The 25,319-nt window shown below is 72.0% G+C and carries 27 protein-coding genes; 12 read left to right on the forward strand and 15 right to left on the reverse strand.

From position 1 onward, the window contains the following. Window positions 1-2 precede the first annotated feature (2 nt). The 5 genes from AFM16_RS02990 to AFM16_RS03010 all read right to left on the reverse strand — a co-directional run bounded on the left by AFM16_RS02990 (window position 3) and on the right by AFM16_RS03010 (window position 5,027). Window positions 3-488 (reverse strand): DUF6328 family protein, encoded by a 486-nt coding sequence (locus AFM16_RS02990; protein ID WP_030787675.1) that lies wholly within the window; start codon window positions 486-488, stop codon window positions 3-5. A gap of 63 nt (window positions 489-551) precedes the next feature. After that, entirely contained in the window at window positions 552-1,535 is a 984-nt protein-coding gene (locus tag AFM16_RS02995; protein WP_078632170.1) for an aldo/keto reductase, read from the reverse strand. A 50-nt stretch (window positions 1,536-1,585) separates the two neighbouring features. Next, window positions 1,586-2,200, reverse strand: a complete 615-nt coding sequence (locus AFM16_RS03000) for a TetR/AcrR family transcriptional regulator (protein ID WP_030787669.1) — start codon at window positions 2,198-2,200, stop codon at window positions 1,586-1,588. Continuing rightward, window positions 2,197-3,717, reverse strand: a complete 1,521-nt coding sequence (locus AFM16_RS03005; RefSeq protein WP_078632172.1) for an MFS transporter — start codon at window positions 3,715-3,717, stop codon at window positions 2,197-2,199. Before AFM16_RS03005 ends, AFM16_RS03000 begins: the two co-directional genes overlap by 4 nt. Window positions 3,718-3,809: 92 nt before the next feature. After that, a complete protein-coding gene (locus tag AFM16_RS03010; protein ID WP_179123362.1) occupies window positions 3,810-5,027 on the reverse strand; it encodes an FAD-dependent monooxygenase in 1,218 nt (405 codons plus the stop codon). Between the two features lie 354 nt (window positions 5,028-5,381). Between AFM16_RS03010 and melC1 the strand changes: the two genes are divergently transcribed. After that, a complete protein-coding gene (gene melC1, locus AFM16_RS03015; protein ID WP_078632176.1) occupies window positions 5,382-5,822 on the forward strand; it encodes an apotyrosinase chaperone MelC1 in 441 nt (146 codons plus the stop codon). Between the two features lie 32 nt (window positions 5,823-5,854). Beyond that, window positions 5,855-6,676, forward strand: a complete 822-nt coding sequence (gene melC2, locus AFM16_RS03020; RefSeq protein WP_030787646.1) for a tyrosinase MelC2 — start codon at window positions 5,855-5,857, stop codon at window positions 6,674-6,676. Here the strand turns inward: melC2 and AFM16_RS03025 are convergent, their stop codons facing one another. Together AFM16_RS03025 and AFM16_RS03030 are read right to left on the reverse strand one after the other, a co-directional pair. Then, window positions 6,677-7,372: a ribonuclease H family protein gene (locus AFM16_RS03025; RefSeq protein WP_030787635.1), complete on the reverse strand. Its 696-nt coding sequence runs from the start codon at window positions 7,370-7,372 to the stop codon at window positions 6,677-6,679. 85 nt (window positions 7,373-7,457) lie between these two features. Next, complete coding sequence (locus AFM16_RS03030) at window positions 7,458-8,252, reverse strand: VOC family protein (RefSeq protein ID WP_030787632.1); 795 nt, start codon at window positions 8,250-8,252, stop codon at window positions 7,458-7,460. A 370-nt stretch (window positions 8,253-8,622) separates the two neighbouring features. On the opposite strand from AFM16_RS03030, the gene AFM16_RS03035 reads away from it, so the two are divergent. From AFM16_RS03035 to AFM16_RS03045, 3 genes are all read left to right on the forward strand, one after another. After that, window positions 8,623-10,065, forward strand: a complete 1,443-nt coding sequence (locus AFM16_RS03035; protein WP_078632178.1) for a family 2B encapsulin nanocompartment shell protein — start codon at window positions 8,623-8,625, stop codon at window positions 10,063-10,065. A 68-nt stretch (window positions 10,066-10,133) separates the two neighbouring features. Beyond that, window positions 10,134-11,168, forward strand: a complete 1,035-nt coding sequence (locus tag AFM16_RS03040) for a family 2 encapsulin nanocompartment cargo protein terpene cyclase (protein ID WP_078636819.1) — start codon at window positions 10,134-10,136, stop codon at window positions 11,166-11,168. A gap of 60 nt (window positions 11,169-11,228) precedes the next feature. Further along, entirely contained in the window at window positions 11,229-12,107 is an 879-nt protein-coding gene (locus AFM16_RS03045) for a geranyl diphosphate 2-C-methyltransferase (protein ID WP_078632180.1), read from the forward strand. Between the two features lie 9 nt (window positions 12,108-12,116). Here the strand turns inward: AFM16_RS03045 and AFM16_RS03050 are convergent, their stop codons facing one another. Further along, window positions 12,117-12,599, reverse strand: a complete 483-nt coding sequence (locus AFM16_RS03050; protein WP_030787619.1) for a VOC family protein — start codon at window positions 12,597-12,599, stop codon at window positions 12,117-12,119. Between the two features lie 190 nt (window positions 12,600-12,789). Here AFM16_RS03050 and AFM16_RS03055 point away from each other — a divergent pair, with 190 nt between their 5' ends. Together AFM16_RS03055 and AFM16_RS03060 are read left to right on the forward strand one after the other, a co-directional pair. Then, on the forward strand, window positions 12,790-13,428 hold the full coding sequence (locus AFM16_RS03055; protein ID WP_078632182.1) for an ATP-dependent Clp protease proteolytic subunit: 639 nt from the start codon (window positions 12,790-12,792) through the stop codon (window positions 13,426-13,428). Window position 13,429: 1 nt separating this feature from the next. Further along, a complete protein-coding gene (locus AFM16_RS03060) occupies window positions 13,430-14,032 on the forward strand; it encodes a ClpP family protease (RefSeq protein WP_078632184.1) in 603 nt (200 codons plus the stop codon). Window positions 14,033-14,118: 86 nt separating this feature from the next. Here the strand turns inward: AFM16_RS03060 and AFM16_RS03065 are convergent, their stop codons facing one another. Further along, on the reverse strand, window positions 14,119-14,508 hold the full coding sequence (locus AFM16_RS03065) for a helix-turn-helix domain-containing protein (protein ID WP_078632186.1): 390 nt from the start codon (window positions 14,506-14,508) through the stop codon (window positions 14,119-14,121). A gap of 155 nt (window positions 14,509-14,663) precedes the next feature. Here AFM16_RS03065 and AFM16_RS03070 point away from each other — a divergent pair, with 155 nt between their 5' ends. Then, on the forward strand, window positions 14,664-15,530 hold the full coding sequence (locus AFM16_RS03070) for an RNA polymerase sigma factor SigF (RefSeq protein ID WP_078632188.1): 867 nt from the start codon (window positions 14,664-14,666) through the stop codon (window positions 15,528-15,530). 18 nt (window positions 15,531-15,548) lie between these two features. Here AFM16_RS03070 and AFM16_RS03075 read toward each other — a convergent pair whose 3' ends face one another. Beyond that, a complete protein-coding gene (locus AFM16_RS03075) occupies window positions 15,549-16,001 on the reverse strand; it encodes an ATP-binding protein (RefSeq protein WP_030787605.1) in 453 nt (150 codons plus the stop codon). A gap of 194 nt (window positions 16,002-16,195) precedes the next feature. Here AFM16_RS03075 and AFM16_RS03080 point away from each other — a divergent pair, with 194 nt between their 5' ends. Then, window positions 16,196-17,482, forward strand: coding sequence for a streptophobe family protein (locus AFM16_RS03080; protein ID WP_078632190.1), 1,287 nt, complete (start codon window positions 16,196-16,198; stop codon window positions 17,480-17,482). 20 nt (window positions 17,483-17,502) lie between these two features. Here the strand turns inward: AFM16_RS03080 and AFM16_RS03085 are convergent, their stop codons facing one another. Then, window positions 17,503-19,848, reverse strand: a complete 2,346-nt coding sequence (locus tag AFM16_RS03085; protein ID WP_078632192.1) for an FHA domain-containing protein — start codon at window positions 19,846-19,848, stop codon at window positions 17,503-17,505. A gap of 66 nt (window positions 19,849-19,914) precedes the next feature. Then, window positions 19,915-20,325, reverse strand: a complete 411-nt coding sequence (locus AFM16_RS03090) for a hypothetical protein (RefSeq protein ID WP_030787594.1) — start codon at window positions 20,323-20,325, stop codon at window positions 19,915-19,917. A 310-nt stretch (window positions 20,326-20,635) separates the two neighbouring features. On the opposite strand from AFM16_RS03090, the gene AFM16_RS03095 reads away from it, so the two are divergent. Next, entirely contained in the window at window positions 20,636-21,019 is a 384-nt protein-coding gene (locus AFM16_RS03095) for a nuclear transport factor 2 family protein (protein ID WP_030787592.1), read from the forward strand. 81 nt (window positions 21,020-21,100) lie between these two features. Here AFM16_RS03095 and mgrA read toward each other — a convergent pair whose 3' ends face one another. Then, on the reverse strand, window positions 21,101-22,093 hold the full coding sequence (gene mgrA, locus AFM16_RS03100) for an L-glyceraldehyde 3-phosphate reductase (RefSeq protein ID WP_030787589.1): 993 nt from the start codon (window positions 22,091-22,093) through the stop codon (window positions 21,101-21,103). 112 nt (window positions 22,094-22,205) lie between these two features. On the opposite strand from mgrA, the gene AFM16_RS03105 reads away from it, so the two are divergent. After that, window positions 22,206-23,090, forward strand: a complete 885-nt coding sequence (locus tag AFM16_RS03105; RefSeq protein WP_030787586.1) for a LysR family transcriptional regulator — start codon at window positions 22,206-22,208, stop codon at window positions 23,088-23,090. A gap of 65 nt (window positions 23,091-23,155) precedes the next feature. After that, window positions 23,156-23,671, forward strand: a complete 516-nt coding sequence (locus AFM16_RS03110) for a mycothiol transferase (RefSeq protein WP_030787584.1) — start codon at window positions 23,156-23,158, stop codon at window positions 23,669-23,671. Here the strand turns inward: AFM16_RS03110 and AFM16_RS03115 are convergent. Continuing rightward, window positions 23,653-24,750, reverse strand: a complete 1,098-nt coding sequence (locus AFM16_RS03115; protein ID WP_078632194.1) for an adenosine deaminase — start codon at window positions 24,748-24,750, stop codon at window positions 23,653-23,655. The genes AFM16_RS03110 and AFM16_RS03115 overlap by 19 nt on opposite strands. Before the next feature lie 70 nt (window positions 24,751-24,820). Beyond that, window positions 24,821-25,216, reverse strand: coding sequence for a VOC family protein (locus AFM16_RS03120; RefSeq protein ID WP_078632196.1), 396 nt, complete (start codon window positions 25,214-25,216; stop codon window positions 24,821-24,823). Window positions 25,217-25,319 lie beyond the last annotated feature (103 nt).

Genomic DNA, 25,319 nt, shown 5'->3' on the forward strand with positions numbered 1-25,319 from the left:
GGTCACCGCGTCGTGTAGCGGTAGCGCGTCCACAGGGGCAGTACGAACCAGCACAGCACGTACCAGAGGACCACGCCCGTGACGAGCCAGGGCACGTAGTCGTCATGGGTCGCGACGCGCAGGACGAGCAGCAGGGCCGCCGTCATGGTGGCGAGGAGCAGCACCAGGCCGACGAAGGTCAGCCGGGAGGCCCACGCCACCGCCTGCGGTTTCATCCGCCGACCCGACACCAGGCGGTGCAGCGCCACCGGCCCGATCAGCGCGCCGGTGGCGGCGGACCCCAGGACGACCGTGACGATGTAGATCGCCTCGTCGGTGTCGCTCAGGGTGGTGAACCGCGGGGTGAACACGACCGTCAGCAGAAAGCCGAAGAGGATCTGTACGCCGGTCTGGGCGACGCGGACCTCCTGGATGAGGTCGCCCCACATCCGGTCGGCGCGCTCGTCCTCGGTCTCGTCCCGGCCTGTTCTTCGGCTCTCCTGCTCCATACGGCCCGGGTATCCGGGCCGTACGCCGTTCAAACTGGTGTGCCCCCGGTTCGCCCGGTGGGCCTACCAGCGGTCCTCGACCCGCTCCTTGATCCGCCGCTCATAGAGGTCGCGGACCGCCGCGAGGGTCTCCTCGGACAGCGGCAGCAGCTTGGCGGCGGCCGCGTTGGCGCGGGCCTGCTCGGGCGAGCGGGCGCCCGGGATCACGGTGGTCACCCCGGGCTGCTGCACGATCCAGCGCAGCGCGAGCTGGGCCGGGGTGTACCCCTCGGGGGCGAGGGCGGCGAACTCGACGGCGGCCTCGACACCGGTGGCGTAGTCGACGCCGGAGAAGGTCTCGCCCTGGTCGAAGGACTCGCCGTGCCGGTTGTAGGTGCGGTGGTCGTTCTCCGGGAAGACGGTGTCCTTGGTGTACTTGCCCGAGAGCAGACCGGAGGCGAGCGGGACGCGGGCGATGATGCCGACGCCGGCCTCCCGGGCCGCCGGGAGCACCTCGTACAGGGGCTTCATCCGGAACGGGTTGAGGATGATCTGCACGCTGGCGACCCCGGGGCGGGCGATCGCGGTGAGGGCCTCGGCGCAGGTCTCGACGCTCACGCCGTAGTGGGCGATGCGCTGTTCCTCGACGAGCGTGTCGAGGGCGTCGTACACCTCGTCGCGGGAGTAGACGGGGGTGGGCGGGCAGTGGAGCTGCACCAGGTCGATCCGGTCGACGCCGAGGTTGCGGCGGGAGCGGTCGTTCCAGGCGCGGAAGTTGTCGAGGACGTAGTTCTCGGGGATCTGCTCGACGCGGCGGCCCATCTTGGTGGCGACCAGGACGTGCAGATCGGGCCGGCCCGCGAGGAAGGCGGCGATGGTCTGCTCGCTGCGTCCGTCGCCGTAGACGTCGGCGGTGTCGAAGAAGGTGACGCCCGACTCGGCGGCCGCCTCCAGGACGGCGAGGGCCTCCTTGTCGTCGACGTCGCCCCAGTCGGCGCCCAGTTGCCAGGTGCCGAGACCGACGACGGATGCGTGCTGACCTGACCGGGAGAATTCGCGCTCGTCCATGGCGTCAGTCAATCATCCGCCGGCGGCCGGTGCGGAATCGGCGGGTCCGGTCAGGTCCCGGCCGGTCGGGCGGGCCCGGTCAGATGGGCCTGGACCGTGGGGCCGTAGCGGTCGACGACGTCCTCAACGGGCAGGGAGCGCAGTTCCGGGCCGCGCGCGATGCCCAGCATCATGCTGAGGCCGAGGGCGGTGGCCAGGGCGAGTTCGGCGCGGACGGCCGCGTCGGGGCCGGGCAGCCGGGCGGCGAGGCGGTCGAGGACCTGGGCGCGGAAGTTGGCGCGCAGGACGTCGCCGTGGTCGCCGTGCAGGGGGGCGAAGGCGATCCGCAGCACGGGGTCGGCGCCGCGCTCGCGCTGGCCGGTGAGGATCTGGCGGACCATGTGCCGGCCCAGGTCCTCCAGGGGTGCGTCGAGGAACGTCTCCGCGTCCTCCTCGAAGGACATCACGCGGGCGAACAGGGCGTCCTTGTTGCCGAAGTACTTCAGCACCAGGGGCGCGCTCACTCCGGCGCGCTCCGCCACCGCCTTGAGGGTGATGTCGGCGTGGGCGTGGCGGGCGAGGAAGTAGCGGGCGGCGCGCAGGATGGCGGCCTTGGTGGCCTCGGCGTCACGGCGGCCGGGTGCGGGGGAAGCGCCGGGTGGGGGTGGGATGCTCACGGGGTTCATGCTCCCTCCATCGCCTCGCCCTTGACCGTCCGGGGGCCGCCCTCGGCGCGTGCCGGGGCGTCGAGCGCCGTCTCGGACGCGGCCCCGGACGCCGTGCCGGGTGCCGGGTCGCCGGGGATGGTGAGCGCCACGGCGCAGGCGGCGAGGGCGACGGCGGCCGCGACGGCGAAGGCCACCAGATAGCCGTGCAGGGTCGGCACCGGGAGGCCGGCCACCGGGACGGTGTGGTGCACCAGGACCGCCGCGACGGCGGCGCTGGAGACGGCCTGGCCGATGGTGCGCATCAGGACGTTGACGCCGTTCGCGGAGGCGGTCTGGCCGGCCGGGACGGCGCGCAGGACGAGCGCGGGCAGCGCCGAGTAGGCGAGGGTGGTGCCGGTGGCCACGACCGCGGCGCCCACGATGATCATCCACAGCGAGCGGCTGTCGGCGATGCGCACCACGTACCCGACGGCGATGACGGCGGCGCCCAGGGCGAGAGTGATCCTGGGGCCCCGGGCCGCCGAGATCCGGGCGGAGAGCGGGGAGAACAGCAGCATGGTGACACCGCCGGGCAGCAGGCACAGGCCGGTCTGCACGATGGACAGCCCGAGCCCGTAGCCGGTGGCCTTCGGCGCCTGCACGAGCTGCGCGGTGACCAGCGAGTTGGCGTAGAACGCGAAGCCGGTCAGCAGGGCGGCCACATGGGCGAGGCCGACGCGCGGCCGGGACACCAGCCGCAGGTCCACCAGGGGCCGTTCGGCGCGCAGTTGCTGCCACCACCACAGGGCCAGCACGAGGACGGCGGCCAGGAGCAGGCCCACGATCGGGGCGCTCCCCCAGCCCCACTGGCCGCCCTGGGACACGGCGAGGAGCAGGCAGATCAGCCCGGCGGCCAGGCCCAGCGCGCCGGTCACGTCGAACCGGCCGGGCTCGCGCACGGGCGACTCCGGCACCGCCCACCGGACCAGCGCGACCCCGGTGGCGCCGAGGACGGCGGTCACCCAGAACATGGTGTGCCAGTCCGCGTACTGGATGACGACGGCCGCCGCCGGGAGCCCGAGCGCGGCGCCGATGCCGACGGTGGAACTCATCAGCGCGACCGCCGAACCCCGGCGTTCCGCGGGGAGTTCGTCGCGCAGGATGCTGATGGAGAGCGGGACGACGGAGACGGCGGCGCCCTGGAGCGTGCGGGCGGCGATGAGCACGCCGATCTGGGAGGTCGAGGCGCAGATCACCGAGCCGGCGGTCATCAGGGCGAACGAGAGCAGCAGGACGCGGCGCTTGCCGTACATGTCGCCGGCGCGGCCGAGGACGGGGGTGAGGACGGCGCCGGAGAGCAGGGCGGCGGTGACCATCCAGGAGACGGCGGCCGGGGAGGCGCCGGTGAGCCGGGGCAGGTCGGGCAGGAGCGGCACGACGACCGTCTGCATGACGGCCATGAGGATGCCGCAGTAGGCCAGGGCCGGGACGGTGAGCCGGGCCCGCAGGCCGGTGGTGCCCCGGTCCGGGGCGGATATCGGAGCGGGCGACGCCATGGGGACTCCTGCGGCCGGCACGGAAAAATGAGGGTGAATGGCGATTCACCGTAACAGTGAATGGCCATTCACCCAACCGGGGGCCGGACGGCTCACCTGTCCTTGCGGGTGGTCAGCACGCGCGTGTGGGCGCTCCGGGCGATCTTCGGGCCCAGCCAGCGCTTCAGGCGGCGCAGTGCCTCAAGGCGGCCGGCGGCCTGGTCGAGCCGGTAGTAGAGCTGCGGCGGGACGTAGGGCAGCAGGGGTGAGTGGCGCTGGCCCAGCAGGGCGAACATGTGGTCCGGCGGGAGGTCGATGTAGCGGGTGAGGTTCTCGTACCACTGGGCGCTGTAGCGGGCCGCGCTCTGCGGGGACAGCAGGGCCGACTGGCGTTCGCGCTGGTAGCGGGCGAGTGCCTGCGGCAGGTCGGCGCTCTCCCGCAGCGCGTCGGCGAGGGCCATGGCGTCCTCCAGGGCGAGGGTGGTGCCGGCGCCGATGGAGTAGTGGGTGGTGTGGGCGGCGTCGCCGAGCAGGACGAGGTTGCCGTCGTACCAGGCCCGGTTGGTCAGGGTGCGGAAGGTCAGCCACTGGGCGGGGCCGCCGGCCGGGGCGCGGCCGATGAGCGGGTGCCCGTCGAGGATGTGCGCGAAGAGCTTCTCCAGCCGGGCCAGCGCGTCGGCCTCGTTCCCCTCGCCGAGGCCGAGTCCGTCGCGGGTGCCGGGGGCGCACTCGATGACACAGGTGCTGCGCTCGGTGCTGAAGGGGTATCCGTAGCACCACACCCAGCCGTGCTCGGTCTCCACGAAGGCGAAGGTGAAGGAGTCGAAGACCTTGGTGGTGCCGAGCCAGACGTAGGAGTTGCGGCCCGGCCGGAGTTCGGCGCCGAAGCGGTCGGCGCGCCGGGTGCGCAGGGCGCTGTGGACTCCGTCGCCGGCCACGACCAGGTCGGCGTCCGGCAGGGCGTCGGGGGTGATCTCGTGCTCGAACTCCAGCCGTACGCCGAGGGTCCGGGCGCGCTCGGCGAGGATCTCCAGGAACTTGTGACGGCCGATGCCGTGCCCCTCGTCACCGGGCTGACGGGTCGCCAGGTCCCGTACGTGGGCGACGCCTTGGTTCCAGCGGACGGAGTGCTCGGCGACGGCGCGGGCCGATTCGGGGTCGTAGGCGTGGAGCCGGTCGAGGAGTCCCTGCCAGTAGGTGACGCCCCAGCCGTAGGTCGAGCCCTCCGGGTCGCGTTCGTGGACGGTGACGTCGTGGGACGGGTCCTGAAGCTTGAGCAGGATCGAGAGATACAGGCCGGCGGGCCCGCCGCCGACACAGGCGACCTTCACGGACACCCCTAGGAGCTACCAGACGTGATGGATTGACGACGCAGAGTAGCAGTGCGGGCGAGGTCGCCGACGCGCCCCAGGTCCTTGATCACGTCAGTTTTCGCACGTGAGCCACGCCACCGGCGGGGCGCACCCGCGCCAAAGACCACCGGAAGGGACGTCCGCTCGGAAAGGAATTGCCCCTTCCGCCCGTCGGCGAGGACCGCCGCGAGCAAGATCATCTTTGTTCAACATTGCACGACAGATCATTAATTGTCCGGATCGCGGCCAACCGGTCCGGGCCGATTTCTCCCCTTCTCCTCCGGTCGATAGGTATGCGGGGTCGTCAACCCAACGCACCCCAGGAGGTCCCGCATGCCGGAACTCACCCGTCGTCGCGCGCTCGGCGCCGCAGCCGTCGTCGCCGCCGGTGTCCCGCTGGTCGCCCTTCCCGCCGCCCGCGCGGACGATCGGGGGCACCACACCCCCGAGGTCCCCGGGAACCCGGCCGCGTCCGGCGCCCCCGCCGCCTTCGACGAGATCTACAAGGGCCGCCGGATACAGGGCCGGACGGTCACCGACGGCGGGGGCCACCACGGCGGCGGTCACGGCGGTGACGGTCACGGCGGCGGCCATCACGGCGGCGGTTACGCCGTGTTCGTGGACGGCGTCGAACTGCATGTGATGCGCAACGCCGACGGCTCGTGGATCAGCGTCGTCAGCCACTACGAGCCGGTGGACACCCCGCGCGCCGCGGCCCGCGCTGCGGTCGACGAGCTCCAGGGCGCCCGGCTCCTCCCCTTCCCCTCCAACTGACCTTCTCCCCCGCACTTTTGGAGCACCCGCACATGACCGTCCGCAAGAACCAGGCGTCCCTGACCGCCGAGGAGAAGCGCCGCTTCGTCGCCGCCCTGCTCGAACTCAAGCGCACCGGCCGCTACGACGCCTTCGTCACCACGCACAACGCGTTCATCCTGGGCGACACCGACAACGGCGAGCGCACCGGCCACCGTTCGCCGTCCTTCCTGCCCTGGCACCGCAGATTTCTGCTGGAGTTCGAGCGGGCGCTCCAGTCGGTGGACGCGTCGGTGGCGCTGCCGTACTGGGACTGGTCCGCCGACCGGTCCACCCGGTCCTCGCTGTGGGCGCCGGACTTCCTCGGCGGCACCGGGCGCAGCCGGGACGGCCAGGTGATGGACGGGCCGTTCGCCGCGTCGGCCGGCAACTGGCCGATCAATGTGCGGGTGGACGGCCGTACGTTCCTGCGGCGGGCGCTCGGCGCGGGCGTGAGCGAACTGCCCACGCGTGCCGAGGTCGACTCGGTGCTGGCGATGGCGACGTACGACATGGCGCCCTGGAACAGCGGCTCCGACGGCTTCCGCAACCATCTCGAAGGGTGGCGCGGGGTCAATCTGCACAACCGGGTGCATGTCTGGGTCGGCGGCCAGATGGCGACCGGGGTCTCCCCCAACGACCCGGTGTTCTGGCTGCACCACGCCTACATCGACAAGCTGTGGGCCGAGTGGCAGCGGCGGCACCCCTCGTCCCCGTATCTGCCGGGCGGCGGCACGCCGAACGTCGTCGACCTCAACGAGACGATGAAGCCGTGGAACGACACCACCCCGGCGGCCCTGCTGGACCACACCCGGCACTACACCTTCGACGTCTGATCAGGCGTCCGCGGTACGGCACTCCGGGTGGCCCCAGCCCTGGGCGTTCTTGGCGATCTGCTCGCCGGCCGCGTAGGGGCGGCCGCACACACAGCGCCCGGCGAACTTGGCCTTGATCGTGCGGGACGACGAACCGCCGCTCTTGCGGGGCGCCTTGGACCCGGAGGGGCGGGTGGACCGCTTCGGGGTGTCCGGCGAGGGCGGCGGTGCGGGCGAGCCGTGCTCGCTGCCCGCCGTCTCCTGGACGGTGGCCGCCTGGCTCGCGGCCCGGTCGGCGAAGTCGTTCAGCGGATCGCCGTCGACCTGGTGGGCGGGGACGTACCGGAAGTCCACCGAGCGGCCGTCGAGCAGCTCGTCGATCCGCACCACCAGCTCCTGGTTGGCGACGGGCTTGCCTCCGGAGGTCTTCCAGCCGTTGCGCTTCCAGCCGGGCAGCCAGGTGGTGACGGCCTTCATGGCGTACTGCGAGTCCATCCGCACTTCCAGCGGTACGGCGGGGTCGGTCGCCGCCAACAGGCGTTCCAGGGCGGTGAGTTCGGCGACGTTGTTGGTGGCCCGGCCGAGCGGCCCCGCCTCCCAGCGGGCCGGTGCCTCCGCGTCGTCGGCGACCACCCACGCCCAGCCGGCCGGTCCCGGGTTTCCCTTGGAAGCCCCGTCGCACGCGGCCACAACACGTTCACGCATGCGCACGATCATGCCATGGCCGCGCGGGGGCTCCGGCCGTCCGGTCCCGGACGGGCTCCGGTCCCGGACGGGCTCCGGTCCCGGACGGGCTCCGGTCTCAGACGGGCGTGATCTTCGGGAGGTCGCCCTCCGTCGTCGTGAGGTCGATCACCGAGAAGTTCGCGCCCTGCGGATCGGTGAGGGCGGCGAACCGGCCGAAGGGGCTGGTCATCGGCCCGAACCGCAGGACGGCGCCGAGCTTGGTCGCCTTGGCCACGGCGTCGTCGCAGTCGGGGACCGCGAAGTAGACGTTGACGTACGACGGCACCTCGGGCGGGAACTCGTCCGTCATCTTCATCCGGCCCAGCACGGTGTTCTCGCCGACGTCGAAGATGCGGAAGTCGATCGCGTCGTCCTCCATCTGCCGCGCCGTGTAGGGGAAGACCGTGCTGAAGAAGCGGTCCGCCCGCTCGGGTTCGCGGGTGAAGACCTCGGCCCAGGCGTAGCCGCCCGGGGTCTGCTCCGTCTCGAAGCCCTCGTGGGTGCCGGCCTGCCAGACGCCGAAGACGGCACCGCTGGGCTCCCGGCCCAGACACATCGTGCCGAAGTCGCCGACCTGCATCGGCTCCATCAGCACCTCGCCGCCGGCGGCGCGGATCTTCGCGGCGGTCGCGGCGGCGTCCGGGGAGGCGAAGTACAGACACCACTGCGACTGCCCCTCCTGCCCGGGCATCGGCGGGACGACGGCGGCGGTCGCCTTGCCGTCGGCGTACGCCTGGGTGTAGTTGCCGTACTCCGACGACGACTCACCGAAGGTCCAGCCCAGGACGTCGCCGTAGAAGCTCTTGGCGCCCTCGACGTCGCTGAACATCGCGTCGGCCCAGCAAGGGGTTCCCTCTGGTTGTACGGCCATGACCGCGCCTTCCGCTGAGATGACTTTCGTGATGACTCTGTGGAGTGGACTGCGTCCGGTTCGGAGTGGACGGTGTCCGGTTCCTCACGCTAGTCACCCGCCCGTCGGGCCGCGCGCCGAACCACGGCACGCGCTGTCCGGGTTTCGAGGCCGCGTTCCCCCGAACAGGTGAACGCCGGGCCATGCCCATGATCGCGGGCGTGCGGAAGCACCGGACGGCCGTGGTTGTGCCCAGGGTGCACCCTCCGCCCCGTCCGCCCGGACCGCACCTCACGGCGCACGAAGCCGCCCCTCGCACGCCGTACCCGTCCGTCACGGAGGGTGTTTGGCTGATGCCGCGGATCAGCGAACCGATCTCCCTGGAGGGAATGTGTCCACAGTGGACAGCGCCACCGGTCCCGCCCTCGACGAACCCGCCCCCGAGCCCGCCGCCGACCGACAGCTCACCAGCCTCGGCACCCAGGCGGCCCGGCAGCTCGCCACCACGCACAAGTCCGAGCCCCAGATGCAGGCCATCAGCTCGCGCTGGCTGCTGCGCATGCTGCCCTGGGTGGACGTCAAGGGCGGCACGTACCGGGTCAACCGCCGGCTCCAGCTCAAGGTCGGCCGGGACCGGGTGCAGTTCGAGCAGAACGGCGGGGACGACGTCCGGGTCGTCCCGCGCACCCTCACCGAACTGCCCGCCCTGCGCGGCTACTCCGACGACGAGGCCCTCACGGAGCTGTCCTCACGGTTCCGGGCGCGGGAGGTCCGGGCCGGTCAGGTGATCGCCGAGGCGGGTCGGCCGGTGACCGAGGCGTATCTCGTCGCGCACGGCCGGTTCACCCGCTTCACCGCCGGACCCTACGGCGAGGAGGAGATCACCGGGGTCCTCTCCGGCGGCGACCAGGTGGGCGAGGAGGCGATCGGCCGGGACGATCCGCTCTGGCCCGCCTCGGTGCGCGCCGAGACCGCGGGGGTGCTGCTGGCGGTGCCCTGGGACGAACTGCGCGCGTTCGTCGCCCGGGTGCCGTCCCTCGCCGCGCATCTGACGGCGTACGCGGCGCGGCAGCGGCGGCCGATGAACCGCAAGGGTGAGGCCGAACTGCCGCTCCAGGCGGGCCATGTGGGCGAGCCGACCATCGGCGGAGGCTTCGTCGACTACGAACTCTCGCCGCGCGAGTACGAGTTGTCGCTGACCCAGACCGTGCTGAAGGTGCACACCCGGGTCGCCGACCTCTACAACGACCCGATGAACCAGACCCAGCAGCAACTGCGCCTGACGGTCGAGGAGATCCGGGAGCGCCAGGAGTGGGAGCTGGTGAACAACCGGGAGTTCGGGCTGCTGCCGAACATCGACTACGGCCAGCGGGTGAGCACCCTCACCGGCCCGCCGACCCCGGACGACATGGACGAACTGCTGTCCATGCGGCGGAAGACCAAGCTGTTCCTGGCCCATCCGAAGGCGATCGCCGCGTTCTTCCGGCAGTGCAACCGGCGCGGTCTGACGCCGGGCACGGCGAACGTCGAGGGGCACGAGATCCCCGCCTGGCGCGGGGTGCCGATCTTCCCGTGCAACAAGATCCCGGTGAGCGAGCGGCACACCACCAGCATCATCGCGCTGCGCACCGGGGAGAGTTCCCAGGGCGCCGTCGGCCTGTACCAGACGGGCATCCCGGAGGAGTTCCAGCCCGGTCTGAACGTGCGCTTCATGGGGATCGACGGCACCGCCATCGTCCGCTACCTCGTCACCGCGTACTACTCGCTGGCACTGCTGGTGCCCGACGCGGCCGGGGTGCTGGAGAACGTCCAGCTCGGCCGGACGGCCGAGTGACGCCCGTGAGCACAGCGGACACGACCGGCAGTCACACGACCGGCAGACACACGACCGGCGGGGCCGCCCTGCCCGGCCCGCCGAATCTCGCCGCGAGCGTGCGGGCCCGGGCCGGGGTCCGGCGCGGCGGCGCGATCCCCGGGCTGCACCACCGTGAGGTCGCCCCGGCCGACCCGGAGAAGGCCGCGGAGGTGGACCGCCGGCTGGAGGAGTGGGCGCGCGGCCTCGACCTGTTCCCGGCCGCGTGGAACGGCGACTTCGCGGGGTTCCAGTTCGGGCGGGCCGTGGTGCTCCAGCACCCCGGCGCGGCCGACCTGGAGCGGCTCACGGCGGCGGGCAGGCTGCTGCTGGCCGAGAACATGGTCGACAGTTGCTACTGCGAGGAGGACGAGGGCCGGGGCGCGTCCCGCAGCGGACTCGGCGGCCGACTGGTCCTCGCGCAGTCCGCGCTCGACCCGTACCAGGGTCCGCCCGGGTTCCAGGAGGAGTGGGCGCGGGGCATGCAGGCCGACGGCCCGCTGCGCTCGTACCACTGGGCGCTGAAGGACTTCGCCGCGCTGGCCACGCCCAGCCAGACCGACCGGTTCGTGCACGACATCGCCCGGCTGCACCTCGGCTATCTCGCCGAGGCGGCCTGGAGCGAGACCCGGTACGTGCCGTGGATCTGGGAGTACCTGGTGATGCGGCAGTTCAACAACTTCCGGCCGTGTCTGTCGATCGTCGACGCGGTCGACGGCTACGAACTGCCCGAGCAGCTCTACGCCCGCCCGGAGATCCAGCGGGTGACGGCGCTCGCCTGCAACGCCACCACGATCGTCAACGACCTGTACTCCTTCACCAAGGAGCTGGCGTCCGACCCCACCCATCTGAACCTGCCGCAGGTCGTCGCCGCCGCCGACCGCTGCGGTCTGAAGGCCGCCTATCTGCGGTCGGTCGAGATCCACAACCAGATCATGGCGGCGTTCGAGGAGGAGTCCGCCGTCCTCGCCGCCCTCTCGCCGCTCGTCGAGCGCTATCTGCGCGGTCTGTCGGACTGGGTGGCCGGCAACCACGAGTGGCACGCGACCAACACCCACCGCTACCACCTGCCCGACTACTGGTGACCAGCGCGTCACCGACGACCTGTCCACGACCTGTCCCACAGAACACGCAAGGAGCAACCGTTGACCCTGACCCCCGACGCCCTCGCCGCGACCGTGCAGGTGCCGACCCAGTCCGTCTACCAGAACCGGGTCGCGGACTACTGGAACGCGGAGGAGAACCCGGTCAACCTCGAACTGGGCCGGATCGACGACCTGTACCACCATCACTACGGCATCGGCGCCGCCGACCGGACGGTGCTCGACGAGCCCGACCCCGCTCTGCGCAAGGAGCGGGTCACCGCCGAACTGCACCGCCTCGAACATGCCCAGGCCGAGGTGCTCGCCTCCCGGCTCGGCCCGCTCACCCCGGACGACCGGGTCTTCGACGCCGGCTGCGGGCGCGGCGGCGGCAGCGTCACGGCCCATCTGCGGTACGGCTGCCACGCCGACGGGGTGACCATCTCCGCCAAGCAGGCGGCGTTCGCCGACGAGCAGGCGCGCAAGCGGGGCATCGACGACAAGGTGCGCTACCACCATCGCAACATGCTGGACACCGGCCTGGAGACGGGCGCGTACGCGGCGTCCTGGAACAACGAGTCGAGCATGTACGTCGAGCTGGACCTGCTCTTCGCCGAGCACGCCCGGCTGCTGCGCCGCGGCGGTCGGTACGTCGTCGTCACCGGCTGCTACAACGACACCTACGGGCGGGCGTCGCGGGAGGTGTCGCAGATCAACGCCCACTACATCTGCGACATCCACCCGCGGTCGGAGTACTTCAGGGCGATGGCCCGCAACCGGCTGGTGCCGGTCCATGTGGAGGACCTCACCGAGGCGACGATCCCGTACTGGGAGCTGCGCAGCGAGGCCGAGCATCTCGTCACGGGCATCGAGGAGACGTTCCTGACGGCGTACCGGAACGGCAGTTTCCAGTATCTGCTGATCGCGGCGGACCGGATCTGACGCAGCCGGTCAGGAGCCGTCGTAGGCGCTCCGGAGGGCGGCCAGGTCGAGTTTGCCCATGGCGAGCATGGCCTTCATGGCGCGGGCCGCCTTCTCCTGGTCGCCGCCGGTGATCATCTCCATGAGCGCGGTGGGGACGACCTGCCAGGACACGCCGTACTTGTCCTTGAGCCAGCCGCAGGGGCCGGGCTCACCGCCGCCGTCGAGGAGCCGGTCCCAGTAGAAGTCGATCTCGGCCTGGTCGGCGCAGTCGATCTGGAAGGAGATCGCCTCGTTGAACGTGAACTCGGGGCCGCCGTTCAGCGCGACGAACTTCTGGCCGTTCGCGGTGAACTCCACGGTGAGCACGGTGCCGGCGGGTCCCGGTCCGGCCTCGGTGTAGCGGGTCACGTCCCCGATCCGGGAGTTCTTGAAGATCGACACGTAGTGGTGGGCGGCCTCCTCGGCCTGGCCGTCGAACCAGAGACACGTGGTGAATCCGTCGGTGCTCATGAGTACCTCCTGTGCGCGGGACGCGGTCGTGCGCCGCGGTCTGATGCGGTCGTCAATGTCGACTCCGGGGCGGCGCGGAACTCATCGCTTCGCCCGTGGCGAATCTGCCGCGGGCAGAGAAGCGGCGTCCGGACGCCACGCCGGGCCAACAGTGGATCCGACGACGTTCCCCGGACGACAAGGAGTTCCGATGACCACCACGACCCCGCTCGCGCCACGGGCCGAGGAGGGCGACACCGCGCCCACCCGGTTCGACGACCATCTCGCCGCCCAACTGCTCGGGCAGCGCATCGTCCTGCTCGGCACCCAGGTCGACGAGGTCTCCGCCAACCGGGTCTGCGCGCAGTTGCTCGTCCTGTCGGCGGAGGACCCGCGCACCGACATCGCCCTGTACATCAACAGCCCGGGCGGGTCGGTCCACGCGGGTCTGGCCATCTACGACACCATGCGGCTGATCCCCAACGACGTCTCGACGCTCGCCATGGGGTTCGCGGCCAGCATGGGACAGTTCCTGCTCTGCGTCGGCACGCCGGGCAAGCGGTTCGCGCTGCCGAACGCGCGGATCATGATGCACCAGCCGTCGGCCGGGATCGGCGGCACCACCGCGGACATCGAGATCCAGGCGGAGAACCTGGAGTTCACCAAGCGGACCATCGAGCGGATCACCGCGGAGCACACCGGCCGCTCCCCGGAGACCGTCTCCCGCGACGGCGACCGCGACCGCTGGTTCACGGCCGAGGAGGCCAGGGAGTACGGCATGGTGGACCGGGTGGTGGAGTCGCTCGCCGACGTCCGCCCGGCCTCCGCGCGGCGACGGGCGGGGCTGTGACATGGGGACCTACACGATTCCGAACGTCGTCGAGCGCACCCCGCGGGGCGAGCGGTCCTACGACGTGTTCAGCCGGCTGCTGTCCGAGCGGATCATCTTCATCGGCACCGAGATCGACGACGGCGTCGCCAATGTCGTCATCGCGCAACTCCTCCATCTGGAGTCGGAGGCACCCGACCAGGAGATCGCCATCTACCTCAACTCCCCCGGCGGCTCGTTCACCTCGCTGATGGCGATCTACGACACGATGACGTTCGTGCAGTCGCCCGTCTCCACCTGCTGTGTGGGGCAGGCGGCGTCCACGGCGGCCGTCCTGCTGGCGGGCGGTGACCCGGGGCGGCGGTTCGTGCTGGAGCACGCGCGGGTGCTGCTGGGGCAGCCGGCCAGCGGCGGCAGCCGGGGCACGGTCTCCGACCTGGCCCTCCAGGCCCACGAGATGATCCGGATCCGCGCCCAGGTGGAGGAGGTGCTCGCCCGGCACACCCGCCACGACATCGCCACCCTGCGCGCGGACATGGACCGCGACAAGGTGTTCACCGCGCGGGAGGCGGTGGCGTACGGACTGGCCGACGAGGTGCTGAAACGGCGTCCGGGCGGCGTCTGAGACCGCCGGGCCGGGTCCACCCGTCCCGTCCACCTCGGGGTGGACCCGGCCCGGCTCGCCCCAGGACGAGCCGGGCCGGGCTGTCGTCAGGCGGCCAGGCACAGCCCGTCGTGCGACGCGCGCGTCGTCGTCGTACGGAACGGCACGGCGGTCGTCGTACGCAGCGGTACGGCGGTCGTCGTACGGATCCGGGCGGGCCGGCGGCCGGTTGCGCGGGTGAGTTCGCCGTGCGCCCGGGCCAGCAGGTCGCCGAGGCTCAGGCCGAGGGCCTGGGCGGCGGCCGCGAGGACCTCCGAGGACGCCTCCTTGCGGCCGCGCTCCACCTCCGACAGATAGGGCAGCGAGATCCGGGCCTCGTCCGCGACGTCCTTCAACGTGCGGTCCTGCGCCTGGCGTTCACGGCGCAGGACGTCTCCGACCAGGTCGCGCCAGAGCGGCTCTCTCGGGGTGTTCGGCTTCGTCGTCGGTTCGGTCACCTTCCCAGCCTAGGAGTCCCCGCCGTCACCGAAAGTCCCCGGCGTTGCGCTCTCGGTGGAATCGGTCGGGATTCGTAGGCATGCCCCGGCCGACCCGGGGTACGCGCCCCCTGAGAGCAGTAGCCGTGGCACCGTGACTTTTCTTGGGAGTGGCAATGCAGACCGCCGTGATCCGGTCGGAGGCACAGGCCGTCGTCCACACCGCACCACTGCCGGGAGTCGACGACCCGCGGACCGTCGCGCCCCGCGACGCCCGGGAGCTGTCCCGCCAGTTCTTCCAGCGGCTCGCCGTCCTCGAAGAGGGCACCCACGACTACCAGTACGCGCGCAACACGCTCATCGAGATGAACATGTCCCTGGTGCGGTTCGCCGCCGGGCGGTTCCGCAACCGCGGTGACGACATGGAGGACATCGTCCAGACCGGGATGATCGGCCTGATCAAGGCGATCGACCGGTTCGAGATCTCGCGCGAGGTGGAGTTCACGTCGTTCGCCCTGCCGTACATCGTCGGTGAGATCAAGCGGTTCTTCCGGGACACCACGTGGGCGGTCCACGTGCCGCGGCGGCTCCAGGAGCTGCGGGTGGAGCTGGCCAAGGCGCGCGACGAGCTGGCCGGCCGGCTGGACCGGGAGCCGACGGTGACGGAGCTGGCGACGCTGATGAACATCCCGGAGAAGGAGGTCGTGGAGGCGCAGATCGCCGCCAACGGCTACAACTCCTCCTCCCTCGACGCGGCGCTCACCGGCGACGGCCCCGAGAACGGCGAGTCGGTCCTCGCCGACTTCATCGGTGTGGAGGAGGACGGGCTGCGGCTGGTCGAGGACTTCCACGCGCTGGCCCCGCTGATGGCCGGGCTGAGCGAGCGCGACCGGCAGATCCTGCATCTGCGGTTCGTCGAGGAGGCCACCCAGGCGGAGATCGGCGAGCGGCTCGGCTGCTCCCAGATGCATGTCTCCCGGCTGATCAAGCGGATCATCGCCCGGCTGCGGGAAGGGATGCTGGGCGAGCTGGACCGGGTCTGACGGGTCCGACGGGCCCGGTCACCCGGTCAGCCGCAGCAGGGCCCGGACCCGCTTGCCGACCGGCACGCGCTCGGCGGTGACCTCCTCCGCCAGCGCGTGCACGATCTCCAGACCGTGCCGCCCGATCCGCTCGGGGTCCTTGGGGAAGCGCAGGGGCAGCGCGTCGCTGCTGTCGTAGACGCACACCGTGACGGACTCGGCCGTGCCCTCCAGTTCCAGGATGTACGGGCCGTTGCTGTGCCGGTCGGCGTTGGTGACCAGTTCGCTCACCACGAGCAGTACCGCGCCGCTCTCGCGGTCGCCGATGCGCGCGCACCATTCGGTCCTGAGCTGTTCGACGAAGCGGGCGGCGAAGCCGCGGGCCTCCGCGATGGAACCGGACTCGCCGGTGAAATGGGCCGCCCGCCGGAGCGGTTCCACGGGGACGTCGAAACCGGTCGGTATCACTGCCCCGTCCAGATGGTCGGTCATGCTGTTCTCTCTCCGAAGCCGGACTGGCCGGACGTCTGGCCGGACGTCTCTGCATCTGTCCTCGTACCCCGTGCCGCGCCCGGCAGTCCCGTCACCTTCACCCCGGGCGTGGCGGGCCGCCGAGGACGGGTGGTGCGGACGCGGAAGGCCGCGCCCGGCGGGCGGGCGGGCCCGGTGCTGCTTAGCGTGGCAGGGTGAGCCCCCACCGCCCCTCCGGCCAGGCCCGCACCACCCGCACCACCCTCTTCGCCCGGCACGGCTGGGTCGCGGCGTTCGGTACGGCGCTGGCCGCACTCCTCGCCATGCTGGTCGTGGCCGCGCTGGGCCTGTGGGCGGCCGGTGCCGCGGATCTGCCCGACGGCGCCTTCCCCCGGGTGGTCGCGGCGACCGTGGTGACGGCCGTCGGCGGCACGGTGGAGCTGTCCGGGGACGCGGGTGACCTCGCGGGCGCGGACACCGGGATGACGCTGCTGCCGCTGTCCGTCACGCTCACCGGGGCGCTCGTCGTCGGCGCCGGCTTTCTGCGGCCGCTGCGGCACCGGGCGGTCGCGGGCGCCGGTGAGCTGGCCGGCTGGGCGGCCCGGATCGCCGTGCTGTGGCTGCTGGGTCTGCTGGCCCTGGCGCTCGCGGCCCGGCAGACCTTCGCGGTCTCCCTCGGTGACGACGCCCTGAACAGCCTCGGCGAACTCTTCGGGATCAACCCGGAGGTCGGCTTCGCCGCGGACGTGCCGCTCACCCTCGTGGTGGGGCTGGTGTGGCTCGCCGGTGTCCTGCTGCTGGCGCTGCTGGTCGCGCGCGGGGCCCCGCTGCCGGGCGGGCTGCTGCGCCTCCAGGAGTCGGTGCGGCCGGCCGCGTACGCGATGGTCGCGCTGCTGCTGGCCTGGGTGGTGCTGGGGATCGTCGTCACGCTGGTGGTGGCGGCGACCCGCGGGCATGTCGCGGAGACCTTCGCGGTCGCGCTGTTGGGGCTGCCCAACGTGGTGTGGCCGGCGCTCACGATCGGTATGGGCGGGACCTGGAACGGCAGGGTCGAGGGCCCGTTCGGGCTGCCGATGCCGCATGTCCTGGACGAGGTGCTGCGCGGCGAGGACACCGCCGCGGTGAACCTGCGCTCGCTCGCCGAGCAGGACGGCCGGGTGTGGTGGCTCGTCGCCGTGAACGCCGTCCTGCTGGTGGCCGCCGGGTTCGTGACGGCGGCGCGGTCCCCGGCCCGGACCCGGCTGTGGGAGCACGCCGTACGGATGGCGACGGCGCTGCTGCTCACGGTGCTGATGATCTGTCTGATCTGCCGGATCTCCGCGCACTACGGTCTGACCGTGCTGGGTATCAGCGAGGTCGGCGGGCTCTCCGGCGAACTGGTGCTGCGCCCCGACGTGTGGCCGATGCTGGGGCTGGCCGTGCTGTGGGGGCTGGTCACGGGCTTCCTGGGCGGGCTGCTGGCCCGGCGGGTGCGGCGGCGGGGCGAGGTCCCTCCGGCCTGACGGGCGCCGGGGCGGGCCGGTCACGACCTGCGCATGACCGCCGGTTCGCGGCGGCGCAGCAGCCGCGAGACCACGAACCCGAGGACCGCCGAGAGCACCACGAGCATCGCGATGTTCAGCAGCCAGACGTCGGTCGCGTGCCGGAACATCGGGTCCGCGGTGAGGTCGCCGGGGACCGTCCGGGACAGCTCGATGGTGCCGGCCATCGCGCCGAGCGCCCAGCGGGACGGCACGAGCCAGGACACCTGTTCGAGACCGACCACGCCGTCGAGTTTCAGCAGGGCGCCGCAGAACACCACCTGGACGATGGCGAGCAGCACGAGGAGCGGCATCGTCACCTCCTCCTTGCGGACGAGCGCCGAGATGACCAGGCCGAGCATCATCGCGGTGAACGCCAGCAGGGCCACGGCGACGGCGATCTCGATCAGGGGTGGCAGCAGGACGCCCTTCCCGTCCGGTGCGCCGAGGTCGACGCCGAGCAGGGCGACGAGGGTGAGCACCACCGCCTGGACGACGGTCACGGCGCCCAGGACGACCACCTTGGACATCAGATACGCCGACCGGGAGAGGCCGACGGCCCGTTCGCGCTGGTAGATCACCCGTTCCTTGACGAGTTCGCGCACGGCGTTGGCGGCGCCGGTCAGGACACCGCCGACGCACAGGATGAGCAGGGCGTTCAGCGCGGTCTCCCGGGTGAGTTCGCCGCCGGCCAGGGCGCGGGCCATGGCGCCCATCACGAACGGCAGCGCGATCATGACGGCCAGGAAGGTGCGGTCGGCGGCGAGCGCGGCCGCGTAGCGGCGGACCAGGGTGCCGAGCTGGGCGCCGCGGCTGCGGGGCCGGGCCGGCGGCAGCATGACGACCGGTCCCGACCGGGTCAGCCGGGGCTGGGCGTCGTCGTCCAGGACGTACTGCCGGTGCTGGGGTGAGCGGCGGTACTCCCCCGCCCAGTCCCGGCCCTGGTCGCGTTCGAACGCCTCGAACGCCTCGGGCCAGTGCTCGCAGTCGAAGAATTCGAGCGCCTCGCCGGGCGGGCCGTAGTAGGCGATCCGGCCGCCGGGCGCGAGGACGAGGAGCCGGTCGCAGACGTCGAGGCTGAGGACGCTGTGGGTGACGACGACGACCGTACGGCCGTCGTCGGCGAGGTCGCGCAGCATGTGCATCACCGAGCGGTCCATGCCGGGGTCGAGGCCGGAGGTCGGCTCGTCCAGGAAGAGCAGCGAGGGCTTGGTGAGCAGTTCGAGGGCGACGCTGACGCGTTTGCGCTGGCCGCCGGAGAGGCTGTGCACATGCTGGTCGGCGCGCTGTTCGAGGCCCAGTTCGCGGATGACCTCCTCCACCCGCTCACGGCGTTCGGCCTTGGCGGTGTCCTGGGGGAAGCGCAGTTCGGCGGCGTAGCCGAGGGCGGCGCGCACGGTGAGCTGGGCGTGCAGGATGTCGTCCTGCGGGACCAGGCCGATGCGCTGGCGCAGTTCGGCGTAGTCGCGGTAGAGGTCGCGGCCGTCGTAGACGACCGTGCCCTGGTCGGCGGGGCGCAGCCCGGTGAGGGCGTTGAGCAGGGTGGACTTGCCGGCGCCGCTGGGCCCGACGACGGCGAGGAGGCATTTCTCGCCGACGGGGAAGGAGACGTGGTCGAGCAGGACCTTGCGGCCGCGGTCGACGGCGACGGTGAGGTCCTGGACGTCGAGGGAGACCTCGCCGGTGTCGACGTACTCCTGGAGTTCGTCGCCGACCAGGGAGAACGCGGAGTGGCCGATGCCGACGATGTCGCCGGGGCCGACGGGGGCGCGGCCGACGGGCAGGCCGTTGAGGTAGGTGCCGTTGTGGCTGCCGAGGTCGACGATCTCGTAGCCGCCGCCGGGCAGGGCGCGCAGTTCGGCGTGCCGGCGCGAGACCACGAGGTCGTCCACGACCAGGTCGTTCTCGGCGGCGCGGCCGATACGGACGGTGCGGGTCGGCAGCGGGTGGACGGTGGCCGGGCTGCGGAAGGTGACGGTGTGGGCGGGCATCGACACGGAGGCGGGGCGCTGCGGGGCCGGGGCGGGGCGGTCGGCGAGGACGGCGCACGGGCCGTCGGAGGGGCTGCCGAACCGGATGACGCTGCCGGGGCCGACGGTCCACTGGCGGATCCGGTGGCCGTCGGCCCAGGTGCCGTTGGTGCTCTGGGCGTCCTCCAGGGTCCAGTGGTCGCCGTCGGGTCTGAGCACCGCGTGGTGCCAGCTCACGCGGGCGTCCTCGATGACGATGTCGCTGTTGGGGTCCCGTCCCACGCGATAGGCGCGAGTCGGGTCGATCACCGTGGAGCCCGTATCGGTCTCCAGCACGAGTTCGGGCGCCGTCGGGGCAGCGGGCCATCGGTCCACCATGGTCGAATTCTATAGATTCACCCGTTTGCCCGCTCTACGGCGGATGACGTATTCGTCGGCGGCGTCTCAGCCGACGGGCAGGACGAGTGCCGGGAGGGTGCGCTGCATGCGCAGGGCGTCGACGGACTCGGCGAGCAGTTCGTACTCGGTGGTGTCGTCGCTGACCGCGATCCGGACCAGTCGGCCGCCCGCCAACTCGTCGGCCACCAGCTCCTGTTGTCCCAGGTCGGCGCACCAGGCCCGGAGCAGTTCGGGGACGTCCGGCACCGTGGGGGACACGGGGACCAGGGAGTTGGGCGGTAAGTGCTCGTTCTCGGGCCGTGGATCGAGGCGTTCGGCCATCCACGAGGCCCGGTCGCGCAGCCACCACAGGGCGAGGGCCAGGGTGGGCGCGCGATAGGTGCCGAGCGGTACGCCGATGCGCCGGCCGTCGCAGACACCGTACGCGGTGACATGGCACAGGAATTCGTCGTGCACGCCTCTCTCCCCCGCTGTCCGCTCTGCCGGCCGGGCCTCGCTTTCGGGACGTACTGAGGGGGACGAACTGCCCCTGACCTTCGAGTATGTTGACTGCTGAAACACTGTCACCATGACTTTCCGGCCAGTCTGTTGGCATATTCCATCGACGCTCATGACCGGATTGCGGCGGGCCCGTGGCCCGTCTTCATTACCCGAGGGGTAATCGACCCGCGCGGCGGCGGGCGGGCAAGGTGGTCGCACCGGATCGGCACCGACCGCGATCCGGGTCCTGACCAGTACCGACGACCTCTCTGGGGGCTGATTCACCATGTCCGCGACCACCGACCGTTACGAGAACGCCGTCGCCCGTTACTTCGAGGCTTGGAACGCTCGGGAGCCCGAGGCCCTCGCCGGGGCCGTCGCCGCCGCGTGGGCGGTGGACGGCGGCTACACCGACCCTCTGGCCGACGTCCGGGGGCACGAGGGGATCGCGGCCGTGGTGTCGGCGGCGCACGCGCAGTTCCCCGGTTTCGCCTTCCGGCTCACCGGCCGGGTGGACGGGCACCACGACACCGCCCGCTTCTCCTGGGAGCTGGTGCACGAGGCCGACGGTTCGGCGCCGGTGGCCGGGTCCGACGTCGTCACGCTGGACGCGGACGGCCGCATCACGTCGGTCCTCGGCTTCCTGGACCGGGTGCCGGCCGGGGCGTGAGAAAGGGGGCGGCGGCCGGGGTGTGACACCGGCCGACGCCCCCGCTCTCCCGTCTCAGCCGTCTCGGCCGTCTCAGCCGTCTCAGCCGTTGATCACCGCGTCGATCCGGGCCAGCTCGTCCTCCTCGAAGTCCAGGTGGGCGAGCGCGCCCACGCTGTCCTCGATCTGGCGGGCGCTGCTCGCGCCGACCAGCGCGGAGGTCACCCGGCCGCCGCGCAGCACCCAGGCCAGCGCGAGCTGGGCGAGGGACTGGCCGCGGGACTTCGCGATGTCGTCGAGGGCGCGCAGCTTGCCGACCAGTTCCTCGGTGAGCGCGTCGGAGTTCAGGAACGGACTGTCGCTCGCCGCGCGGGAGCCCTCCGGGATGCCGTCGAGGTAGCGGGAGGTCAGTACGCCCTGCTCCAGCGGGGAGAAGACGATCGAGCCGACCTGGAGTTCGTCCAGCGCGTCGAGCAGGCCCTCGCTCTCCGGGCGGCGGTCGAGCAGGGAGTAGCGCGGCTGGTGGATGAGGAGCGGGGTGCCCAGCTCGCCGAGGATCCGGGCGGCCTCCCGCGTCTGCTCCGCCGAGTAGTTGGAGACGCCGACGTAGAGCGCCTTGCCCTGCTGGACGGCGGAGTGCAGCGCACCCATCGTCTCCTCCAGCGGGGTCTCCGGGTCGGGGCGGTGCGAGTAGAAGACGTCGACGTAGTCCAGGCCCAGGCGCTTCAGGCTCTGGTCCAGGGACGACAGCACGTACTTGCGCGAACCCCACTCGCCGTACGGGCCGGGCCACATCAGATAGCCGGCCTTGGTGGAGATCACCAGTTCGTCGCGGTAGGGCGCGAAGTCGGTCTTCAGGAACTCACCGAGCGCGGACTCGGCGGCGCCGGGCGGCGGGCCGTAGTTGTTGGCCAGGTCGAAGTGGGTGATGCCGAGGTCGAAGGCGCGGCGCAGGATGGCCCGCTGCGTCTCGACCGGGCGGTCCGGTCCGAAGTTGTGCCACAGTCCGAGCGACAGCGCGGGGAGCTTGAGACCGCTGCGTCCGGTGCGCCGGTAGGGCATGTCCGCGTAACGGTCGGGGTGGGCGGTGTACAACGCGACTCCAGGGGGGTTGGCACGGAGGGAACCGCTCACCACTCTGGCCCCACCTGCGGGTAGTGGTCCAACAGAAGAATCCGATGATATTCAGCGGATACTCTTCTCAATCATGGAGCTACGCCATCTTCAGCACTTCGTCGCCGTCGCCGAGGACCAGCATTTCACCCGGGCCGCCGAACGGCTGATGGTGTCCCAGTCGGGTCTGTCCGCGTCGATCCGGGCGCTGGAGCGCGAGCTGCGCGCGCCGCTGTTCGTACGGACCACCCGCCGGGTGACGCTCACGGAGGCGGGCCGGGCCCTGCTGGCGGAGGCGGAGCGGATCCTGGCGCAGGTCAGGGCGGCGCACGAGGCGGTGGCCGCCGTACAAGGCGTGGTGCGCGGCACGCTGTCGGTGGGCACCGAGCAGTGCATCGCCGGGGTGGACGTGGCGGGGCTGCTCGCGGCGTTCCGGCGCCGCCATCCGGACGTGGAGATCCGGCTGCGGCAGACCGGCTCGGGCGCGCTCGGCGAGGAGGTCGCGGCGGGCCGGCTGGACCTGGCCTTCGCCTACCGCACCCAGGCGGACACCGACCAACTGCGGTGCGTACCGCTGGCCGGCGAGCCGATGTACGTGCTGTGCCATCCCGGGCACCCGCTGGCCCGCGGGGCCGTCGCGCCGGCGCCTGCCGACGTGGCCGGCGAGGTGTTCGTCGACTTCCACCCGGACTGGGGGCCGCGCCGGGCCACCGACGCGGCCTTCGCGGCGGCGGACGTACGCCGGACGGTCGCCCTGGAGGTCAACGACGTGCACAGTCTCCTGGACCTGGTGGGCGAGAACCTCGGCATCGCCGTCGTACCGCGCCACTTCCGGCACAAGCGCGAGACCCTCACCGCGCTGCCCCTCAAGGGGACCGACGAGGTGGTCTACGAGACGGTCGCCCTGCTGCCGCCCGCCCGCTCCACCAGCCCGGCCGCCCGCGCCCTGATGACCCTGCTGGAGACCGGGGAGGCGTGAGAAGTCCCGTCGGGGAGCGGGCGGAACGGGCGGCGGGACGGCGGGGGCTGCGCGATGGTGGACGTATGCATGCGAAGGACATCCTCATCGACGGGTACGGCCGCATCCAGGAAGAAGTCCACGCCGTCGTCGAGGGCCTCGGCCCCGACGTCCTGGACGCCCGGCCCGCCCCCGACGCGAACTCCGTCGCCTGGCTGGTCTGGCATCTCACCCGGGTCCAGGACGACCACATCGCCGACGCTTTCGGGCTGGAGCAGGTGTGGCTCGCGCAGGACTGGGAGAAACGCTTCGGACTGGACCTGCCGCGCCGCGACACCGGCTACGGGCACACCCCGGCGCAGGTCGCCGCGGTGCGGGTCGGCGACGGCTCCCTGCTGACCGGCTACCACGACGCCGTGCACGCCCAGAGCCTCCAGGCGCTGCGCGCGGTGACCGCGGCGGACCTGGAACGCGTCGTGGACGAGCGCTGGGATCCGCCGGTCACGCTGGGCGTACGGCTGGTCAGCGTCCTGTCCGACGATCTCCAGCACGTCGGACAGGCCGCCTATGTGCGCGGGCTGCTTCAGAGCGCGGACGCGTAGCCCGGCAGGACGACGTCCTCGATGAGGGCCTTGCGCTCGTCGAACGGCAGGAACGCGCTCTTCACGGCGTTCACGGTGACCGCGCGCAGGTCCTCGGCGCCCCAGCCGGCCTCCTCGACGAGCAGGGTCATCTCGCGGGTCATCGTGGTGCCCGACACCAGACGGTTGTCGGTGTTGAGGGTGACCCGGAAGCCGAGGTCCTTCAGCGCGGTGATCGGGTGCTCGGCGATGGAGGTCGCGGCGCCGGTCTGGAGGTTGGAGGTGGGGCACATCTCCAGCGCGATCCGGCGGTCCCGCACCCAGCCGGCCAGGCGGCCGAGCTTGCCGTCCACGATGTCGTCGGTGATGCGCACGCCGTGGCCGATGCGCTGGGCGCCGCACACCTGGAGGGCCTGGTGGATGCTGGGCAGACCGTGGGCCTCGCCGGCGTGGATGGTGAAGGGGACGTTCTCGCGGCGCAGGTGCGCGAAGGCGTCCAGGTGGTCGGCGGGCGGGAAGCCGTCCTCGGCGCCGGCGATGTCGAAGCCGACGACGCCCGCGTCCCGGAAGGCGACCGCGAGGTCGGCGGTGGCCCGGGTGCGGTCCCACATCCGCATCCCGCACAGCAGGGTGCCGACCCGGACCGGCGTACCCGCCGCGGCGGCCTTCGCCATACCGGCGGCCAGGCCCTCCTGCACGGTCTCGACGACCTCGGCGAGGGTGAGCCCGCCGTTCAGCATCAGCTCGGGGGCGTAGCGCACCTCGCCGTAGACCACGCCGTCGGCCGCCAGGTCGAGCACGTACTCCTCGGCCGTGCGCAGCAGGCCCTCGCGGGTCTGCATCACGGCGAGGGTGTGCTCGAAGGTGGCTATGTAGCGCACCAGGTCGCCCGAGTTGGCGGCCTCGACGTACCAGGCGGCCAGCTCACCGGGGTCGGTGGTGGGCAGCGTGTGCCCGGCGGACTCCGCCAGTTCGACGACGGTGGCGGGGCGCAGGCCGCCGTCGAGGTGGTCGTGCAGGACGGCCTTGGGGAGCCGGCGGAGCGTGTCGGCGTCGAGACGGGGTGCGGTCGGGGCGGCGGGGGCAGTCGGTGCGCTCATGTACGTGTTCCTCGGCAGTGGTGCTGGGCTGTGGTGCGGGTGGGGCGGACGGCGCGGGGGCGGGGGCCGGTCAGGCGGTGGCGGGCTGGAGCAGGTCCCAGCGGTTGCCGTGCAGGTCCTGGAAGACGGCGACGGAGCCGTACGGCTCGTGCCGGGGCTCCTCCAGGAAGGTCACCCCGGCGGCGAGCATCCGGGCGTGGTCGCCCGCGAAGTCGCCGGTGTGCAGGAAGAAGCCGACGCGGCCGCCGGTCTGGTCGCCGACCCTGGCCCGCTGGGCGTCGTCCTTGGCGCGGGCGAGCAGCAGACCGGTGCCCTCCTGGTGCGCGCCGGGGCGCACGACGACCCACCGGGAGCCGTCGGGCCGCGGCTCGTCCTCGACGAGCGCGAACCCGAGCGCCTCCGTGTAGAAGCGGATCGCCTCGTCGTAGTCGTCGACGACAAGGGTGACCAGGGCGATGCGTGACATCGGGGCCTTCCGTGAGCCTGCGGCAGTGCGTGCACTGAGGTGATTGACGGGAGAGGTTATACGTAAAACGTACGGCACGCCAATCCCTGCGGTGCCGGTCTTC

The organism is Streptomyces antibioticus (genome assembly GCF_002019855.1).
Classification (GTDB): domain Bacteria; phylum Actinomycetota; class Actinomycetes; order Streptomycetales; family Streptomycetaceae; genus Streptomyces; species Streptomyces antibioticus_B.